The sequence below is a fragment of the Sphingobium sp. JS3065 genome (genome assembly GCF_026427355.1).
In the GTDB taxonomy this organism is placed as follows: domain Bacteria; phylum Pseudomonadota; class Alphaproteobacteria; order Sphingomonadales; family Sphingomonadaceae; genus Sphingobium.
The window spans coordinates 2,673,651-2,691,313 of record NZ_CP102664.1 but is presented as its reverse complement, the minus strand read 5'-3'; the positions used below and the strand labels follow the sequence as shown (position 1 = coordinate 2,691,313).

Sequence of the window (17,663 nt, the reverse complement as noted above, 5' to 3'; positions counted from 1 at the left end):
TCCGTCATCCCGGTTCGCTAACGGAGTAAAGATTTACTCCTGCAACGAAACGCCCGGACTGCGCGGATCGGCGCCGCCGACCCAATGGCCGTCGGCCTTCCGCTCCGCCGCATTGGCTTTCAGGCCGAAGCGGTTGATCGACACCTTATGTCCCAGCTTTTCCAGCGGCGCCTTCATCGCCTCCAGCGACGTGCCCTGTTCCAGCACCAGCCCGTCCTTGTCGAAGAATTCGAACCCCAGCGCGATCGAATCCTGCGCGGACAGCCCCCAGTCGAAATGGGCGATCAGCGCCTTGGCGACCTGCATGATGATGGTCTTGCCGCCTGCCGCGCCGATGGTGAAGACGGGCGTCCCCGCCGCGTCATAGACGATGGTGGGCGACATGGACGACAGAGGCCGCTTGCCCGGCTCCACCCGGTTGGCGACCAGCGCGCCGTCCTTTTCGGGCGTGAAGCTGAAATCGGTCAGTTCATTGTTCAGGATCACGCCGTTGGCGATCAACTGGCTGCCGAAGAAGCTTTCGATGGTGGATGTCCAGGCGGCGATGTCGCCATTGCGGTCCACCGCGACGAAATGGCTGGTGCCCGCTTCGGGCTGGGGCAGGGCGGCGGTGCGCTTCTCCGCGCCCGGCGGGGTGCCGGGGCGATAGTCGTTGAGCGCCTTGCCCAAGCTGATGAGGCCTGAGCGCCGCTTGAGATAAGCAGGGTCGATCAGCCCGGCGATCGGCACCTGCACGAACGCGGGATCGCCCAGCCATGTCTCGCGGTCGGCATAGGCGAGCCGCATCGCCTCCCCGATCACATGCCAGGACCGGGGATCGTCCTTGCCCCATTGCGCCAGCGGGAATCGCTCGACCATGCCCAGCACCTGCAACACGGTGATCCCGCCCGCCGATGCCGGCCCCATGCCGCACACCGTATAGACGCGATAAGGGCCGCAGACCGGCTTGCGCGGCCTGGCCTGATAGGCCGCCAGGTCAGCCTCCGTCATCGGCACCGGATTTTTCGGCGCGTTGGTGACGGTCTCCGCAATCATCCTGGCATTGTCGCCCAGATAGAAGGCGTCCGGCCCCTCCGCAGCGATTCGCTTGAACAGGGCGGCCAGCGGCGGATTCTTCAGGATCGTCCCCATCGGCGCGGGCTTGCCGTCGATCCAGAAATATTTCTGGATTTCGGGAAAGTCCGCCCAGACCGGCGCCACCGCCCTCATCGCCGTGTCGAGCCGTTGCCGCACCTCGAACCCCTGTTCGGCATAGCGGATGGCGGGCTGGAACAGCTCCGCCCAGGGCAGCTTGCCCCATTTGCGATGCGCGTCCCATGCCAGCCGCAAATTGCCCGGCACGCCCACGGAATAGCCGCCCGGCCAGGCCTGGCGGAAGGGCAGGGGCTGGCCGTCCGCCCCCATGAAGCGGTCGGGCCGCGCCGCCGCCGGGGCCGTTTCCCGCCCGTCGATCGACTCCAGCACGCCGGTCCGCCCGTCATGGTGCATCAGGAAGCCGCCGCCGCCGATGCCGCTATTATGCGGTTCGACGACATTCAGCGTCAGCATCATGGCGATGGCGGCGTCGGTGGCGCTGCCGCCCTTGCGCAATATCTCCTGCCCCGCCTCGGCGGCGCGGGGATCGGCGGCGGAAACGGTCGCATTGACCGAAACCGGCTCCCGCGCGGCGAGCGGGGCGGGAAGGAGGGCGTAAAGGGCGAGGGGAGCCAACAGGCCGGAAAGGCGAGAAATCATGTCCGGCACCCTAATCGCTGCGTTGCGCTCTGCAACCCATATGACGGATCAGGCGTCGATACCCACTATCTCGCCGATATTCTTAACCCCGTCGCGGACCATCAGCCTTTTCAGCCCCGCGTTGATCCGCCGGGCGAGATAGGGGCCTTCATAGACCAGCGCGCTGTAAAGCTGGATCAGGCTGGCCCCGGCGCGGACGCGGGCATAGGCCTGTTCCGCATTGGCGATGCCGCCCACGCCGATCAGCGGCAGGCGCGTGCCCAGCGCCTTGCGGAAGTCGCGCAGCCTTTGCAGCGCCAGGTCGTGCAACGGCGCGCCCGACAGGCCGCCCGCCTCACCGCCCAGCGCCGACCGCAGCGGAGGCCGGGAAATGGTGGTGTTGGAAACGATCAGCGCGTCGATCCGGTGATCGATGCAGGCGGCGGCGATGTCGTCGACATCGGCCGGTTCCAGATCGGGAGCGACCTTCAGGAAAATGGGGGTGCGATTCGCCCCCCGCGCCGCCATCACCGCGCCCAGCAACTGGTCCAGCGCCGCCCGGTCCTGAAGCGCCCGCAGCCCCGGCGTATTGGGGGAGGAGATGTTGACCGTCAGATAATCGGCCAGCGGCGCCATGCAGGTCACGCCCGTCGCATAATCCGCGATTCGGTCGGTCGCGTCCTTGTTCGCGCCAATATTGATGCCGATCACGGGGGTTTGCCCGTTGCTGGCGGGCCGCTTGCGCTTCGCGATCCGCTCCGCCGCCGCCGCCTGGCCGCCATTGTTGAAGCCCATGCGGTTGATCACCGCCCGGTCCTCCTTCAATCGGAACAGGCGCGGCAGGGGATTGCCCGGCTGCGGCAGCGGGGTCAGCGTCCCCAGTTCGGCAAAGCCGAAACCCAGGCCGTGCATCTTGTGGGCGACCAGCCCTTCCTTGTCATAGCCCGCCGCCAGGCCCACCGGATTGGGAAAGACGATGCCCGCCACCGTCTGCGCCAGCATCGAATCGGGTTCCGGCGCGGAGGAAACCGGCATCAGGCGCAACAATTTGACGGACAGATGATGGGCGCGCTCGGCGTCCAGCGCGAAAAACAGGGGGCGGATCAGGCTGTATGACATGGCCGCGCTATGCCAGTGCGAACGGCGCGCGTCGAGTCGCTGTTGCAACGCGGCAACAGTAGGGGAGGAACGGCATTTCTTAACAAGATTCATTGGGATTCGTCCCGTTTTGGTCCGCCTAATGTCCGATCCATCCAATAAAATTTCCCCGATTCGGACGTAAGAGAGTCCCGCGACCCGAAGGCTCTAAGCCATATGGCTGACGAGACCTTTTCCTGACCCGGCGGTGAAAACCGCCGGGTCATTTTTATGGAAAACGCCTTCCCATCGACTCCATCCGTACGGAAAGAGATATTCCATTAAGCATAGGCCTTGCACCTTTGCCGCGATGGCGCATATTGGGCTTTGGGGTGAGATATGCGGTCGCGTAACGGCGAAGCGCCCGGGGGGGCGCCAAACATTACGGCAACAGATGGGCAGGCGCCATTATCCTATAGCGTCGATGCGGCGCACGGACTGGTACGGTTGCGTTATTTCGCGCCGCCCCGACAACTCAACGCCCATTTCGGATCGCTTTACATCTTCACCGAAACGGCCGATCATTATTCCGACGTGACCCGCGCCGACGTGCCGCAACTTCGCTTCATGCTGGACAATAGCGGCGATTATCATTTTCATGACGGAACGATCGCCCGGACGCCGGAAGTCTGCCTGCTGGGGCCGACCCTGGGCGCGACCCGGTTCGAACTGGACGGCCCTGGCCGGGTGGTCGGCATTTCCCTGCTTCCGGCGGGATGGATCGCGCTGCATGGCGGCGACGCCAGCATATTGACGGACCGGGTGAAGGAAATGGGCCAGATTCCGGAATATCGGGATCTGCTGGACAAGCTGCGCGCCGCCCCCGATGCGGAGGCGATGGCGGCGCTTTGCTGGTCGTTCCTGGCGGAAAAGCTGGTTCCGCTGCCCGAATCGACATGGCGGCTGCTGGAGGCGGTGGACGGATGGCTGATGGGGGAAGGATCCCCGCGGATCGAGACGCTGGCGGACATCACCGGCTTGTCGCCGCGCCAGCTCGCCCGGCTCACCAACAAATATTATGGCTGCCCGCCCAAGCTGCTGGCCCGAAAATATCGGGCGTTGCGGTGCAGCGCGCGGATCGCGCTCGACCATGAAAGCTGGCAGGCGCTGTGCGATGACGGGCGCTTCTACGACCAGTCGCATTTCATTCGGGAGATCAAGCATTTCATCGGCCTGACCCCGCATCAGTTGCAGACCGAACCCAGCGCCGTGGCGCAGCTTACCCTGCTGCGCCGGTCGCTGGGGGGAGACGTGGCCGTGATCAACCGTTTCAGCTAAGCTGCCTTCCCAAGCAAAAATGCCTTGATTCCGCGTGCGTGCGGGACCACATGCGCAATCGGATTGATTCGATCCGATTTGAGAATGGTTCGCAAAGACGCAGGTCATGAGGCTGTCGAGTTTCGCAGATTATGCCGTGGTGCTGATGTCCGCCGCCGCCCGCCATTGCGGCGGGACGCGGATGAACGCGACCACGCTTTCCGCCGAAACCGGCATTCCCCTGCCCACCGCGCAGAAGCTGGTGAGCCGCTTGTCGGCGGCGGGCCTGCTCGAATCGAGCCGGGGGACCGGCGGCGGCGTCCGCCTCAGCCGCCCGCCCGCCGCGATCACCCTGGCCGACGTGGTGGAGGCGGTGGAAGGCCCCATCGCCATGACCGCATGTACGGAAATGGGCGCGCATGACTGCTTGCTGGAGCAGGACTGCCGCGTCCGCCCGCATATGAATGTGGCGAACAACGCGATTCGATCGGCGCTTGCGGGCGTCACGATCGCCAGTTTGACCCAAGAATTGGCCTGACACGAGAAATGGCATGACAGAAGAAGCAACCACCGTTCGCAATCTCGAAGCGCAGGAGGCCGCGGACCGCGCCTCCACCTACGAACATGGCTGGTCCTCCGCCATCGAGCAGGATTTCGCGCCCAAGGGGCTGAACGAGGATACGGTTCGCTTCATTTCCGCCAAGAAAAACGAACCGGAATGGCTGCTGGAATGGCGGCTGAAGGCCTTCGCCATGTGGCAGAAGATGGAATCGCCGGACTGGGCAAAGCTCAACATCCCGCCGATCGACTATCAGGACGCCTATTATTATGCCGAGCCGAAGAAGAAGGCGGAGCTGAATTCGCTGGATGAGGTCGACCCGGAGATATTGGCGACCTATCAGAAACTGGGCATCCCCATCGCCGAGCAGGAAATGCTGGCCGGAGTGAAGGGCAGCCGCAAGGTTGCGGTCGACGCGGTGTTCGATTCCGTGTCCGTCGCCACCACCTTCCGCAAGGAACTGGAGGAGGCGGGCGTCATCTTCCGCTCCATCAGCGAAGCCGTGCGCGAATATCCCGATCTGGTGAAGAAGTGGCTGGGCAAGGTCGTGCCGATGCACGACAATTATTTCGCGACTTTGAATTGCGCGGTCTTTTCCGACGGCACCTTCGTCTACATTCCGAAGGGCGTGCGCTGCCCGATGGAACTCAGCACCTATTTCCGCATCAACGCGGAAAATACGGGGCAGTTCGAACGCACGCTGATCGTCGCGGACGAGGGCAGCTATGTCAGCTATCTTGAAGGCTGCACCGCGCCGATGCGCGACGAGAATCAGCTTCACGCCGCCGTGGTCGAACTGGTCGCGCTGGACGATGCGGAGATCAAATATTCCACCGTCCAGAACTGGTATCCGGGTGACGAGAACGGCAAGGGCGGCATCTATAATTTCGTGACCAAGCGGGCGCTCTGCCAGGGCCGCAACAGCAAGGTGAGCTGGACCCAGGTGGAAACCGGCTCCGCCATCACCTGGAAATATCCCAGTTGCGTGCTGAACGGCGAAAACAGCGTGGGCGAATTCTACTCGGTGGCGTTGACCAACAACATGCAGCAGGCCGACACCGGCACCAAGATGATCCACAATGGCAAGGGGTCGCGCTCGACCATCGTGTCGAAGGGCATCAGCGCCGGGCGTTCGAACAACACCTATCGCGGCCTCGTCCGCGTCGCGCCCGGCGCGGAGGGCGTGCGCAACTTCACCCAATGCGACAGCCTGCTGCTGGGCGACCAGTGCGGCGCGCACACCGTCCCCTATATAGAGGTGCGCAACCCCTCCGCCCAGATCGAGCATGAGGCGACCACCAGCAAGATCAGCGACGACCAGCTTTTCTACGCGATGCAGCGCGGGCTGGATCAGGAAGCGGCGGTCAGCCTGATCGTCAACGGCTTCGCGCGGGAAGTACTGCAACAATTGCCGATGGAGTTCGCCGTAGAGGCGCAGAAGCTGCTGGGCATTTCGCTGGAGGGGTCGGTCGGGTGATCGACAAGGGCCAGCCCTTGAACTCCCCTCTCCTTTCCAACTCTCAAGGACAAGAATTTTGAGCGACGAAGACGATATCCAGGACGCCCTCGCCGATTTCGCGGAGGATGTCGGCAATGGCCAGGCATGGACCGCCGCGATCCGCATCCTGACCGAGGATTATGAACTGGAGGATGGCGAGCTTCAGGCCCGCGCCGCCAAGGATTTCGGCGACCTCGACGCCTATCAGGCCGAATGCCGCGCCGCGCTGGAGAAGGGCGACCTCGCCTTCACCGAGAAGCTGAAATCCGACAAGGCGTTCCACAAGGCGAAGGCCCCCAACCTTGCCCGCATGGGTCCGGTGACCGAATTCGTGACCGGCATATTGGAAAAGGGCGCGCCCGAACCCGGCGCCGACTGGTGGCCCTATATGCCGATCAAGCGCCATATCGACACGCTGTTCCCCGCGCCGGGCGACGTGCGGGACATGGCCTTCTGGACGGCGCGGACGCTCCAGCGCGCGCATAAGGGATAAGAGATGCTGACGATCGACAATCTGACCAATGAAATCGACGGCAAGGCGATCCTGAAGGGCCTGTCGCTCACCATCAAGGCGGGCGAGATCCACGCGATCATGGGGCCGAACGGCGCGGGCAAGTCGACGCTGGCCTATACGCTGGGCGGCCGCCCAGGGTATCAGGTTACCGGCGGCGATGCCTCTTTCGACGGTGTGAACTTGTTCAGCCTGGACCCGCATGAGCGCGCCGCCGCAGGCCTGTTCCTGGGCTTCCAATATCCGGTCGAGATACCCGGCGTCTCCAACCTGCAATTCCTGCGCGAGAGCCTGAATTCGCAGCGCCGCGCGCGGGGCGACAAGGAACTGAACGGCGGCGAATTCATCAAGCTCGCCAAGGAAAAGGCCGCCCTGCTGGGCCTCGACATGGAGATGCTGAAGCGCCCGGTGAATGTCGGCTTTTCGGGCGGAGAGAAGAAGCGCGCCGAAATGGTGCATATGGGCATTCTCGACCCCAAGCTCGCGATCCTGGACGAAACCGACTCCGGGCTGGACATCGACGCGCTCAAGATCGTGGGTGCGGGCATCAACGCCATCATGCGCAAGCCGGACAAGGCGGTGCTGCTGATCACCCATTATCAGCGCCTGCTCGACTATGTGAAGCCGGACTTCGTCCATGTTCTCGCAGCGGGCCGGATCGTGAAGTCGGGCGGCCCCGAACTGGCGCTGGAACTGGAGCGCGAGGGCTATGTCGATGTCGTCGGGGCGGAGGTGGCTGCGGCGTGACCACGCTGACCCTTCCCACGCGCCCCCTCCCTACACGCAGGGCCGAGGAATGGCGCTACAGCGACCTCGACGCGCTGGCCGCCATCTGGCCGACGCCCGCGCCGACGCGCATCGATGTCGCCGCCGGGGAAACCGCGCGCCACCATCTGTTGCAGGATGCGGCCGACGGGGCTGCGGCGGTGCATGATTATGCGATCCACATCGCGGACGGCGCGCGTTGCGATTTCCACGTCCTCAACATCGGCGGGAAGTTCGGCCGCGTGACCTTCACCGTCACGCTGGGCAAGGGTTCGCATTTCGAGCTGAACGGCGCGATCATCGGCGGCGGCGACCAGACGCTGGAAATCATCACCGCCGTCACCCATGCGCAGCCGGACGCGACCAGCGGCCAGACGATCCGATCGATCCTGGGCCAGCACGCCACCGGCAGCTATCTCGGCTCCATCAACGTCGCCCGCGACGCGCAGCGCACCGACGCCTTCCAGTCGGTGAAGGCCATGCTGCTGGACCGCACGGCCACGGCCAATGCCAAGCCGGAACTGGAAATCTACGCCGACGACGTGAAATGCGCCCATGGCGCGACCGTGGGCGAACTGGACCGCCAGGCGTTGTTCTACATGGCCTCGCGCGGCATGGACCCGGCGACGGCCAAGACTCTGTTGCTCAAGGCCTTTGTCGCAGGCGTGTTCGACGATGTGGCCGATGAAGCGGTGAAGGACAGGCTGGAAGCCGCCGCGATCGCCAAGCTGGAGACGCTGGTATGACCGATCCCGCCATTCCTCCGTTGAAGCTTAGAGACGATTTCCCCGGCCTTTTGAATGGAGAAGGGGGCGACTGGCATTATCTCGACAGCGCCGCCACCGCGCAGAAGCCCAATGCCGTGATCGATGCCATCGCCCGCGCCTATGGCCCGGATTATGCGACGGTCCATCGCGGCGTCTATGAGCGCTCGGCAAACATGACGCTCGCCTATGAAGCTGCCCGCCGCAAGGTCGCCGGCTTCATCGGCGCGGCGTCGGACAGCGAGATCGTCTATGTCCGCGGCGCGACGGAGGGCATCAACCTCGTCGCGCAAAGCTGGGCGGGGACGCAGTTGAAGGCGGGCGACCGCATCCTGCTCTCGATGCTGGAACATCACAGCAATATCGTCCCGTGGCAGATCGTGGCCGAGAAAGTCGGCGCGCAGATCGACGTCGTCCCGCTCACCGCCGACGGCAGGATCGACCTGGACGCCATGCAGTCCATGATCACCCCCGCGCACAGGATGGTCGCGCTCGCCCATGTGTCGAACGTGCTGGGCAGCGTCCTCGACGTTCGCCGCGCCGCCGACATCGCGCACAGCGTCGGCGCGAAGATATTGATCGACGGCTGCCAGGCCGTGCCGCGCCTCGCCGTCGATGTGCAGGCGCTGGACTGTGATTTCTACGTCTTTTCCGCGCACAAACTCTACGGCCCGACCGGCATCGGCGCGCTCTGGGGGCGGAAGGAACTGCTGGACGCCATGCCGCCCTATCAGGGGGGCGGGTCGATGATCGACAAGGTGACGTTCGAGAAGACGACCTACGCCCCCGCGCCGACCCGGTTCGAGGCGGGGACGCCCCATATCACCGGCGTCGTCGGCCTGTCGGCGGCGATCGATTATGTGCAGTCCATCGGCCTCGACGCAATCCATGCCCATGAATGCGCGCTGGTCGCAAAGGCGCGGGCCGCGCTGGAAAGCCTGAACAGCGTGCGCGTCTTCGGGCCGGACGACAGCGCGGGAATCCTCTCCTTCGAAGTGGAGGGGGTGCATCCGCACGATGTCGGCACCATATTGGACGAAACGGGCGTGGCGATCCGGGCGGGGCATCACTGCGCGCAGCCGTTGATGCGCCACCTGGGCGTAGAGGCGACCGCGCGGGCCAGCTTCGGCATCTACAGCGACGAGGGCGATGTGGACGCTCTGGTCAAAGGCATTGAACGAGTGAGGAAGATCTTCGGTAATGGCTGAGGAACGGAAGATATTGGTGGAAGAGGTCGAGGCGGTGAATAATCCGCCCAAGGCGCGTGTCGAGGAAGCCGCTGAATCCGGCCCTCGCCAGCGCGACTATCTCGACGGTTTCCTGAGCGCCAAGCCCGCCGAAACGCCGAAGGGCGAGCCGGGCGGCAGCGTCTATGACGGCGTGATCGATGCGCTGAAGGAAATTTACGACCCGGAAATCCCGGTCAATATCTATGATCTCGGCCTGATCTACGGCGTGGACGTCACCGGGGATGGCCATGTCGTCGTCACCATGACGCTGACCACGCCGCATTGCCCGGTGGCGGAATCCATGCCGGGCGAAGTCGAATTGCGCGTCGGCGCGGTGCCGGGCGTGGGCGATGCGCAGGTGAACCTCGTCTGGGATCCGCCATGGGATCCGCAGAAAATGTCGGACGAAGCCAAGCTCGAACTGGGAATGCTCTGATGACTGCTGAAACGAAGATCCGCGCCCGCCCCGCCGCCGTTATCCTGACGCCCAGCGCCGAACGGCGCATCGCCGACCTGATGGCGCAGGCGCCCGAAGGCGCCATCGGCGTCAAGCTGTCGACGCCGCGCCGGGGCTGTTCGGGCCTTGCCTATTCGGTCGACTATGTAAGCGAAGAGGCGAAGTTCGACGAGAAGATCGTAACCCCCGGCGGCACCTTCTACATCGACGGCGCGTCGGTGCTCTATCTAGTCGGATCGACCATGGATTGGGTGGAGGACGACTTCACCGCCGGTTTCGTCTTCAACAACCCCAATGCCAAGGGTAGCTGCGGCTGCGGCGAAAGCTTCACGGTCTGAAGGGGTAGCGGTTCATGCCCCATATGCTCATTCTGGGGCAGGGCTACACCGCTTCCCGCCTGGCCGCCCGCCTGCGCGCCGAAGGCTGGCACATCACCGGCGTCCGCCGCACCGCCGACGCCGAAGCGCTCGCCTTCGATGACGAAAGCGCGGTCCGCGCCGCCATCGCGCAGGCCAGCCACATCCTCTCTTCCGTCCCGCCCGAAGGCGATGCCGACCCCGTCCTCATCCGCTACGGCGCGGCCATCGCCGCCGCGCCCGCGATCTGGACGGGCTATCTCTCCTCCACCGGCGTCTATGGCGATGCGGCGGGCGCATGGGTGGATGAAGCCACCCCCGTCCGCCTTGGCCGCCGCGCCGCCAGGGCGCGGGCCGACGCCGGTTGGGGCGCACTGCGCCCGGACATGCGGCGCTTCCGCCTGCCCGGCATTTACGGTCCCGGCCGTTCCGTGCTCGACCGCGTGCGGGAGGGGCGGGCGCATCGCATCGACCTGCCCGATCAGGTCTTCAGCCGCGCCCATGTGGACGACATCGTCGCGGGCATCGCCGCCTCGCTCCACCGGGGACCGCCGGGCATCTACAATCTTTCGGACGACCTGCCCTGCGCGCAGAACCGGCTGGTCGAAACCGCCTGCGCCATGCTTGGCCAGCCTCTTCCGCCGCTCCTGACGCTGGAGGAAGCCCGGCTCTCACCCATGGCGCAATCCTTCTACGCCGAAAACCGGCGCGTCGCGAACGGGCGGGCGAAGCGCCTGCTGGACTGGTCCCCCCGCTATCCGACCTATCGCGAAGGGCTGCCCGCCTGCCTCTGACTCGGTTCGGCGCAAAGCCCGGATATCGCTAATATCTTCTTAACCATCCGTGCCCGATGGCAGTCCCGTCAGCTTTTCGGGGACTAAAGAGATGGACCGCTTCGACCACGCCTTCACCGCCTTGGGGCAGCGCATCAACGGCCTGACCCTGCCCGAACGGGCCGCATCGGCGCCGGTCCCGCTCGCCAGCCTGATCGACAGGGTGAACGCGGCCAAGCGCCTCTACCGATCGGACGCCCGCCGCTAGAGTATCCGTGATGGTCAACCCTGAGATTGTGCCCAGCACCTATCGGCCTTGAGCAGTGCGTTTGCGGTGACGACGAGCTTTCGCATGACGGCGGTGATCGCGATTTTGGCGGGCTTCCCAGCGTCGACGAGTTGTTGATACTTAGCCTTGAGGTCAGGGTTGTATCGGGCGGCGACGAGTGCCGGCATATAGAGAGCCTGCCTCACGTTGGCGCGTCCGCCACGGATGAAGCTTTTGCCTTTCCATTGTCCGGACTGTCGCGCGACGGGGGCGAGACCAGCAAGCGATGCGGCCTGTTTGTTCTCAAGGCTGCCGAGTTCGGGCATGGTGGCGATGAGCTGGTTGGCGGTCAGCGTTCCCACACCCGCAATGCTGGTCAGGATCTGGTGCCGGCGCGTAAGTACGGCATCGGCGGCGATCAGGTTGGAGATCTCGGTGTCGAGAGCCTCGAGATGCCGATCGATTTGTTCGAGCCGCTGGCGACACTGGCGCTTGAGAAAGGCGATGGTGAGATTTTTCTCGCGATTCTTGAGCGCCGTGCGGTCACGAACCAGGCCGTCGCGGGCATTGATGAGCTCCGCCATGTGGGCCTGCTGTGCGCTTCGAGCGGGTCTGACCGGTGGTTGCAAGGTTGCGGCCATACGAGCCAGCAGGATGGCGTCAATGCGATCGGTCTTGGCCAGCGTGCCAGTCGCCTGGGCGAAGCGCCGGGCAGCTTTACACAGGGCCAGTTGGTCAGCGCCGCCTCCAGTGCGCGATGATAGGTGCCGGTTGCCTCATAGGCGATCCGTTCGACCGGCCATTGTCGTAGCCAGGCGATCAGCGCCTTGTGGCCCCTGGCCGTGTTGGCGAACTGGCGCTCGAAGCCGGCGGGGTAGGCATGGCAATCAAGGCTCGCTTTGGAGATGTCGATGCCGATCGTCTGTGGTAGATTGTCGCTCATCTTTTCCGCTGTCCCATGCTTGTCATCCGGGTCCAAAACCCTGGTATCCGTTCGGGCCTGATGGAAAAGAAAGGGGCGATCCTACTCTAACCCGGTCCCTGAACGACCCGCGGTTTTGCGATCCGTCCCCTTCCGCCCGGGCCGGGGTGGCCACCCCGGCCCGGGCAATCCAGCATGACCCAAACGGATGGCAATGTCATAAGACAAGCGATTTCCAGTCAGATGGCATCATCTGACGTTTAAGAAATCGCGGTAAAACAAAGGAATAGAGCGGTCGATCTGATTCAATCAGATCGAAAACCGCTCTAGGCGGCGGGGATCAATTCGGAACGCCGGGAAATGGCCATTAACGGTCACAAGAAAACCGTTCGGGCTGAGCCCTTCGACTGCCTGCCAGGGCAGGCGCTCAGGATAAACTTGCCTTCGGCAAGTCGAAGCCTTCAGCCGAGCGAAGCGAGGCTCCCTTTGCTTCGCCTCCGCTTAGCAAGGCCCTTCGGCAGGCTCAGGGCGAACGGAAACTGAACGTCCGCCCTCCACCCAAACCGGCCAACCCGCCGATCCCGGAATTTGCCCACACCGCTAGGCGAGCCGCTTCTCCTCTGCCCTCGTCTTCCACAACGACCATCCCACACCCGCGCCGATCAGCGCGAAGGTCACGCCCAGGCTCAGCGCCGGAGGGAATTTCCCTTCATCCAGCAGGAAGTCCGCCACGAAGATCTTCGTCCCGATGAACACAAGGATCGCCGCCAGCGCATATTTCAGATAGTGGAAGCGATGCACCATCGCTGCCAGCGCGAAATACAGCGCCCGCAGGCCCAATATCGCCATCACGTTCGACGTATAGACGATGAACATGTCGGTCGTAATCGCGAAGATGGCGGGCACGCTGTCCACCGCGAATATCAGGTCGGCGAAATTGATCACCACCAGCGCCAGCAGCAGCGGGGTCGCCGCCACGACCGTCTTGCCGGTCTTCGGATCGGTCATGCGCGCCAGGAAATGCTCGCCATGCTGCTCCGGCGTCACCCGCATATGCCTTGAAATGAAGCGGATCAGCGGATTTTTGCCGACATCCATCGGCTCGTCGTCCGCGAACATCATCCTGATGCCGGTGAAGATCAGGAAGGCTGCAAACAGGTACATCACCCAATAGGCCTGATGCAGCAGCATCGCCCCGCCCGCGATCATCAGGCCGCGCAGCACGATCACGCCGATGATGCCCCACAGCAGCGCCCGATACTGATATTTCGCCGGAATCGCGAAATAAGTGAAGATCAGACTGATGACGAAGACATTGTCGATCGACAGCGCCTTCTCGATGAAGAAACCGGTAAAATATTGCATCCCCGGCTCCGGCCCGCGCACGAACCAGACCCAGGCGCCGAAAGCGCAGGCGATGCCGACGTAGAAAATGGAGAGTTTCAGGCTCTCCCTGATGCCGATTTCCTTATTCTCCTTGTGCAGGAAACCGAGGTCGAACGCCGTCAGCGCCACGACGATGGCGAAAAAGGCGAGCCAGAACCAGGCCGGTGTCCCCAGCCAGTCCGTGAAGAGAAATTCCATGCGCTATGCTCCTCTCGTTCAACGACAAAAGTCGATCGGAGAATCCGTTGCGATGGATGGAAAGGGATCAAGCCATGCCGTCAATCGCATCGGATAGTCCGATGCGGTCCGACATCACGCGCTGGGAAAAGCGCGCCAGAGGGGCCCGGTCCGCAAGGGGGAGAATAGACGCAAAAGCGTATAAAATCAACGGAGGTCTAAATCCTGCCCATCTCCCGATGGGAAGGAATTGGACAAGTCACGCCCTGCCGCCGGGCGCTTCCACCACTTCGAACATATCCTCGATCCCCGGCTCGACCGGCATATCGTTCCGCTCGGTTGCCTGCCGCGCCCACATGGCGGCGTATAGCCCATCCGCCCGCACCAGATCGCCGTGCCGCCCGCGCTCGACGATGCGCCCTTTCTCCATGACGATGATCTCGTCCGCGTCGACCACGGTGGACAGCCGATGCGCGACGATCAAGGTCGTCCGCTTGCGCGCTATGCTGCGCAGCACGTCCTGGATTTCCGTCTCCGTCCGGCTGTCGAGCGCGCTGGTCGCCTCGTCCAGCACCAGCACCGGCGGGTCTTTCAGCAAAGTCCGGGCAATAGCCACCCGCTGCTTCTCGCCCCCGGAAAGCTTCAGCCCCCGCTCGCCCACCCGCGTGTCATAGCCCTGCGGCAGGCCCATGATGAAGTCGTGGATGGCCGCCGCCCTGGCCGCCGCCTCAATCTCTTCCTGCGTCGCCCCTTCGCGGCCATAGCCGATATTATAGCCGACCGTATCGTTGAACAGCACCATGTCCTGCGGCACGATCCCGATGGTCGAACGCAACGAAGCCTGGGTCACGCCGGATATGTCCTGCCCGTCGATGCTGATCCGCCCGCCCTGAATGTCGTAGAAGCGGAACAGCAGCCGCGCGATGGTCGATTTGCCCGCGCCCGAAGGCCCGACGATGGCCAATGTCCTGCCCGCCGGCACGGTGAAGCTGACCCCGTGCAATATCTCGCGTTCCGGATCGTAACCGAAATGCACATGGTCGAAACGCACTTCGCCCGCCTCCACATGCAGCATCGGCGCGGCCGGCGCGTCGGCGATCTCCGCCTGCGTATCGATCAGCCTGTACATCGCCTCCATGTCGATCAGCCCCTGCCGGATCGTGCGATAGACCATCCCCAGCAAGTCCAATGGCCGGAAAAGCTGGCTCAGCAGCGTGTTCACCAGCACCACGTCGCCGGTCGAGAACTGTCCCCGGCTCCACCCCCAGACGGTATAGCCCATCGCCCCCGCCATCATCAGGTTGGTGATCAGCGACTGGCCGATATTGAGCCAGGCCAGGCTGTTCTCCGACTTGACCGCCGCATTGGCATAGCGCCGCATCGCCTTGGCATAGCGGGCCGCTTCGCGCTCCTCCGCGCCGAAATATTTGACCGTCTCGAAATTCAGCAGGCTGTCGACGGCATGGGCGACGGCGTTGGTGTCCATGTCCACCATGTCGCGCCGAAGCTGGTTGCGCCATTCGGTGATCATCCGGGTGAACCAGATATAGAGCGCCACCATCGCCAGCGTCGCCGCGACCAGTCCGGGGCCGAATTTCACGAAGAAGATGACGCAGACCGCCGCCAGTTCCAGCACCGTCGGCGCGATGTTGAACAGCAGGAAATAGAGCATCGTGTCGATGCTCTTCGTGCCGCGCTCCACGATCTTGGTGACGGCCCCGGTGCGCCGGTCCAGATGGAAGCGCAGCGACAGCCGGTGCAGGTGGACGAACACGTCATCGGCCAGCCGCCGCCCGGCTTCCTGCCCGACCCGTTCGAAAATGGCGTTGCGCAGATTGTCGAACAGCACGCTGCCGAAGCGCGCGCCCGCATAGGCGACGACCAGCGCGACGGCCAGGCCCGCGCCTGATTCCATGCCCGGCGTCATGCGGTCGATCGCGCCCTTATAGGCGAAGGGCATGGCGAGGCTGACGACCTTCGCAATCAGCACCAGCGCCATGGCGATGGCGACGCGCCGCCGCAGCGCAGGGGCGTCGGCGGGCCAGAGATAGGGGAGGAAACGCCGCATCGTCGCCCAGACGGGCGGAAGGGGGCTATTGTCGGGCGTGGATGGCGGCATGGGGGTTATGTAGGGCGAGCCTGCGCCAAATGCCACTTATAAGCCCCTCCCTTCCAGGGAGGGGGAAGGGGTGGGTGCGGCCGCGAAGCGGTCGCCCGCAACCTCCCGGTCGGCGCAACGCTCGCTCCGCTCGCGACCCACCCCCAACCCCTCCCTTGAAAGGGAGGGGAGCAATCAGCGAGTCAATCCCGCAGCAGTTCGTTGATCCCGGTCTTCGACCGCGTCTGCGCGTCGACCCGCTTCACGATCACCGCGCAATAGAGGCTCGGCCCCGGCGTGCCGTCGGGCAGCGGCTTGCCGGGCAGCGACCCCGGCACGACCACCGAATAGGGCGGCACTTCGCCCATGAAGACTTCGCCGGTGGCGCGGTCGATAATCTTGGTCGACTGGCCGATGAACACGCCCATCGACAGCACCGAACCCTTGCCGATGCGCACGCCTTCCACCACTTCGGAACGGGCGCCGATGAAGCAGTCATCCTCGATGATCACCGGATCGGCCTGCAACGGCTCCAGCACGCCGCCGATGCCGACGCCGCCCGACAGATGGACATTCTTGCCGATCTGCGCGCAGCTACCCACCGTCACCCAGGTATCGACCATCGTGCCTTCATCCACGAACGCGCCGATGTTCACGAAGCTGGGCATCAGGATCACATTCTTCGCGATGTGCGAACCGGCGCGGGCGAAGCTGCCCGGCACGGCGCGGAACCCGGCGGCGCGGAAGGCGGCCTCGTCCCATCCGGCGAACTTGCTCGGCACCTTGTCCCACCAATGGCCCGCGCCCGGCCCATTGTCGATCATGACATTGTCGTTCAGGCGGAAGGACAGCAGCACCGCCTTCTTCGCCCACTGATTGACCTGCCAGCCCCCCGAACCCTCGGCACCGGTCGGTTCGGCCACGCGCAGTTCGCCGCTGTCCAGCATCGACAGCGCCTTGTCGACCGCCTGGCGCACCGCACCCTGCGTCGACAGGTTCACATTGGCCCGGTCCTCCCAGGCGGCGTCGATGGTCGCGATCAGTTCGTTGCTCATGGCTGTTCCCCAAAGATATCCGCCAGAAACGGCGTCAGATGGTCGGTTTCGAAATCGATGAAATCGGGATGATGCTCGTGATCGCCCGCTTCGGAGCCGTTATTGACCCAGATGGTGGTCATGCCGATCGCCTTGGCGGGCTTGAGGTTGCGGGCCATATCCTCGAAAAAGGCGGCGCGGGCCGGATCGACCGCATGCATCCGGCACAGTTCCGCATAGCCCGACGGATCGGGCTTGGGCACATATTGGCAGGCGTGGATGTCGTGGATCAGCTCAAACGCGCCGGTCAGGCCCAGCCTGTCCAGCACTCGCGTCGCATAGGCGCCGTCGCCATTGGTGAAGATCAGCCGCCGCCCCGGCAGCGCCGCGATATGGGCGTTGAGCGCTTCGTCGACCTCCAGCCGGTCCATCGAAATATCGTGGACATAGTCCAGGAAGGCATGCGGCTCGATCCCGTGATGGTGCATCAGGCCTGACAGGGTCGTGCCATGCTCCAGGAAATAGCGCTTCTGCGTTTCCCTGGCGATGACCGGATCGCAGCCGAGCAGGCCCTGGATGAACTCGCCCATCTTCACGTCGATCAGCGCGAACAGGTCCGCCTTCGCCGGGTAGAGCGTATTGTCCAGATCGAAGATCCAGGTATCGACATGGGCAAGGTCGCGACGCATGGCCGCGCCCTAGTCCCGTGCGACGGGGAGGGCAAGGGCAATAGCCCCATCCCCCCGCCGTGCTCCTGCG

General features: G+C 64.1%; 17 protein-coding genes and 1 pseudogene. 11 read left to right on the top strand and 7 right to left on the bottom strand.

Annotated elements, in window-relative coordinates; genetic code table 11:
* Positions 1-33 precede the first annotated feature (33 nt).
* Both ggt and NUH86_RS13170 read right to left on the bottom strand, forming a co-directional pair.
* The gene (gene ggt, locus NUH86_RS13175; protein ID WP_267249918.1) at positions 34-1,734 is read right to left on the bottom strand and encodes a gamma-glutamyltransferase; all 1,701 of its coding nucleotides are present in this window, start codon (positions 1,732-1,734) and stop codon (positions 34-36) included.
* Positions 1,735-1,782: 48 nt separating this feature from the next.
* Positions 1,783-2,832, bottom strand: coding sequence for a quinone-dependent dihydroorotate dehydrogenase (locus tag NUH86_RS13170; RefSeq protein ID WP_267252137.1), 1,050 nt, complete (start codon positions 2,830-2,832; stop codon positions 1,783-1,785).
* Between the two features lie 465 nt (positions 2,833-3,297).
* On the opposite strand from NUH86_RS13170, the gene NUH86_RS13165 reads away from it, so the two are divergent.
* The 11 genes from NUH86_RS13165 to NUH86_RS13115 all read left to right on the top strand — a co-directional run bounded on the left by NUH86_RS13165 (position 3,298) and on the right by NUH86_RS13115 (position 11,287).
* Positions 3,298-4,128, top strand: coding sequence for a helix-turn-helix domain-containing protein (locus tag NUH86_RS13165; RefSeq protein WP_267252136.1), 831 nt, complete (start codon positions 3,298-3,300; stop codon positions 4,126-4,128).
* Positions 4,129-4,234: 106 nt separating this feature from the next.
* Entirely contained in the window at positions 4,235-4,645 is a 411-nt protein-coding gene (locus NUH86_RS13160; protein WP_267249917.1) for an RrF2 family transcriptional regulator, read from the top strand.
* Between the two features lie 13 nt (positions 4,646-4,658).
* A complete protein-coding gene (sufB, locus tag NUH86_RS13155) occupies positions 4,659-6,143 on the top strand; it encodes a Fe-S cluster assembly protein SufB (RefSeq protein WP_267249916.1) in 1,485 nt (494 codons plus the stop codon).
* Positions 6,144-6,201: 58 nt separating this feature from the next.
* A complete protein-coding gene (locus tag NUH86_RS13150; protein WP_267249915.1) occupies positions 6,202-6,657 on the top strand; it encodes a hypothetical protein in 456 nt (151 codons plus the stop codon).
* Positions 6,658-6,660: 3 nt separating this feature from the next.
* On the top strand, positions 6,661-7,422 hold the full coding sequence (sufC, locus tag NUH86_RS13145; protein WP_267249914.1) for a Fe-S cluster assembly ATPase SufC: 762 nt from the start codon (positions 6,661-6,663) through the stop codon (positions 7,420-7,422).
* On the top strand, positions 7,419-8,186 hold the full coding sequence (locus NUH86_RS13140; RefSeq protein ID WP_267249913.1) for a SufD family Fe-S cluster assembly protein: 768 nt from the start codon (positions 7,419-7,421) through the stop codon (positions 8,184-8,186). Before sufC ends, NUH86_RS13140 begins: the two co-directional genes overlap by 4 nt.
* Positions 8,183-9,412: a cysteine desulfurase gene (locus NUH86_RS13135; RefSeq protein ID WP_267249912.1), complete on the top strand. Its 1,230-nt coding sequence runs from the start codon at positions 8,183-8,185 to the stop codon at positions 9,410-9,412. Before NUH86_RS13140 ends, NUH86_RS13135 begins: the two co-directional genes overlap by 4 nt.
* Complete coding sequence (locus tag NUH86_RS13130; RefSeq protein ID WP_267249911.1) at positions 9,405-9,869, top strand: SUF system Fe-S cluster assembly protein; 465 nt, start codon at positions 9,405-9,407, stop codon at positions 9,867-9,869. The genes NUH86_RS13135 and NUH86_RS13130 overlap by 8 nt, the downstream gene beginning before the upstream one ends.
* Positions 9,869-10,228 carry a HesB/IscA family protein gene (locus tag NUH86_RS13125; protein WP_267249910.1) on the top strand — a complete coding sequence of 120 codons (360 nt, stop codon included), beginning with the start codon at positions 9,869-9,871 and terminating at the stop codon, positions 10,226-10,228. Before NUH86_RS13130 ends, NUH86_RS13125 begins: the two co-directional genes overlap by 1 nt.
* 14 nt (positions 10,229-10,242) lie before the next feature.
* Entirely contained in the window at positions 10,243-11,040 is a 798-nt protein-coding gene (locus tag NUH86_RS13120; RefSeq protein WP_267249909.1) for an SDR family NAD(P)-dependent oxidoreductase, read from the top strand.
* Between the two features lie 91 nt (positions 11,041-11,131).
* Positions 11,132-11,287 carry a hypothetical protein gene (locus NUH86_RS13115; RefSeq protein WP_267249908.1) on the top strand — a complete coding sequence of 52 codons (156 nt, stop codon included), beginning with the start codon at positions 11,132-11,134 and terminating at the stop codon, positions 11,285-11,287.
* A gap of 14 nt (positions 11,288-11,301) precedes the next feature.
* On the opposite strand, the pseudogene NUH86_RS13110 reads toward NUH86_RS13115, so the two are convergent.
* The 5 genes and pseudogenes from NUH86_RS13110 to NUH86_RS13090 form a co-directional block, all read right to left on the bottom strand.
* Positions 11,302-12,230, bottom strand: a pseudogene (locus NUH86_RS13110) (IS110 family transposase).
* Between the two features lie 579 nt (positions 12,231-12,809).
* A complete protein-coding gene (locus tag NUH86_RS13105; RefSeq protein WP_267249907.1) occupies positions 12,810-13,793 on the bottom strand; it encodes a TerC family protein in 984 nt (327 codons plus the stop codon).
* Between the two features lie 238 nt (positions 13,794-14,031).
* Positions 14,032-15,891 carry an ABCB family ABC transporter ATP-binding protein/permease gene (locus NUH86_RS13100; protein WP_267252135.1) on the bottom strand — a complete coding sequence of 620 codons (1,860 nt, stop codon included), beginning with the start codon at positions 15,889-15,891 and terminating at the stop codon, positions 14,032-14,034.
* A gap of 182 nt (positions 15,892-16,073) precedes the next feature.
* The gene (gene dapD, locus NUH86_RS13095) at positions 16,074-16,925 is read right to left on the bottom strand and encodes a 2,3,4,5-tetrahydropyridine-2,6-dicarboxylate N-succinyltransferase (protein ID WP_267249906.1); all 852 of its coding nucleotides are present in this window, start codon (positions 16,923-16,925) and stop codon (positions 16,074-16,076) included.
* On the bottom strand, positions 16,922-17,593 hold the full coding sequence (locus NUH86_RS13090; protein WP_267249905.1) for a pyrimidine 5'-nucleotidase: 672 nt from the start codon (positions 17,591-17,593) through the stop codon (positions 16,922-16,924). Before NUH86_RS13090 ends, dapD begins: the two co-directional genes overlap by 4 nt.
* Between the last annotated feature and the right edge of the window lie 70 nt (positions 17,594-17,663).

Coding starts and splice junctions, on each gene's coding strand:
- ggt (WP_267249918.1), bottom strand. CDS start 1,734: ATGATTTCTCGCCTTTCCGGCCTGTTGGCTCCCCTCGCCCTTTACGCC.
- NUH86_RS13160 (WP_267249917.1), top strand. CDS start 4,235: ATGAGGCTGTCGAGTTTCGCAGATTATGCCGTGGTGCTGATGTCCGCC.
- sufC (WP_267249914.1), top strand. CDS start 6,661: ATGCTGACGATCGACAATCTGACCAATGAAATCGACGGCAAGGCGATC.
- NUH86_RS13130 (WP_267249911.1), top strand. CDS start 9,405: ATGGCTGAGGAACGGAAGATATTGGTGGAAGAGGTCGAGGCGGTGAAT.
- NUH86_RS13115 (WP_267249908.1), top strand. CDS start 11,132: ATGGACCGCTTCGACCACGCCTTCACCGCCTTGGGGCAGCGCATCAAC.
- NUH86_RS13090 (WP_267249905.1), bottom strand. CDS start 17,593: ATGCGTCGCGACCTTGCCCATGTCGATACCTGGATCTTCGATCTGGAC.
- NUH86_RS13125 (WP_267249910.1), top strand. CDS start 9,869: ATGACTGCTGAAACGAAGATCCGCGCCCGCCCCGCCGCCGTTATCCTG.
- NUH86_RS13135 (WP_267249912.1), top strand. CDS start 8,183: ATGACCGATCCCGCCATTCCTCCGTTGAAGCTTAGAGACGATTTCCCC.
- NUH86_RS13100 (WP_267252135.1), bottom strand. CDS start 15,891: ATGCCGCCATCCACGCCCGACAATAGCCCCCTTCCGCCCGTCTGGGCG.
- dapD (WP_267249906.1), bottom strand. CDS start 16,925: ATGAGCAACGAACTGATCGCGACCATCGACGCCGCCTGGGAGGACCGG.
- NUH86_RS13105 (WP_267249907.1), bottom strand. CDS start 13,793: ATGGAATTTCTCTTCACGGACTGGCTGGGGACACCGGCCTGGTTCTGG.
- NUH86_RS13120 (WP_267249909.1), top strand. CDS start 10,243: ATGCCCCATATGCTCATTCTGGGGCAGGGCTACACCGCTTCCCGCCTG.
- NUH86_RS13170 (WP_267252137.1), bottom strand. CDS start 2,832: ATGTCATACAGCCTGATCCGCCCCCTGTTTTTCGCGCTGGACGCCGAG.
- sufB (WP_267249916.1), top strand. CDS start 4,659: ATGACAGAAGAAGCAACCACCGTTCGCAATCTCGAAGCGCAGGAGGCC.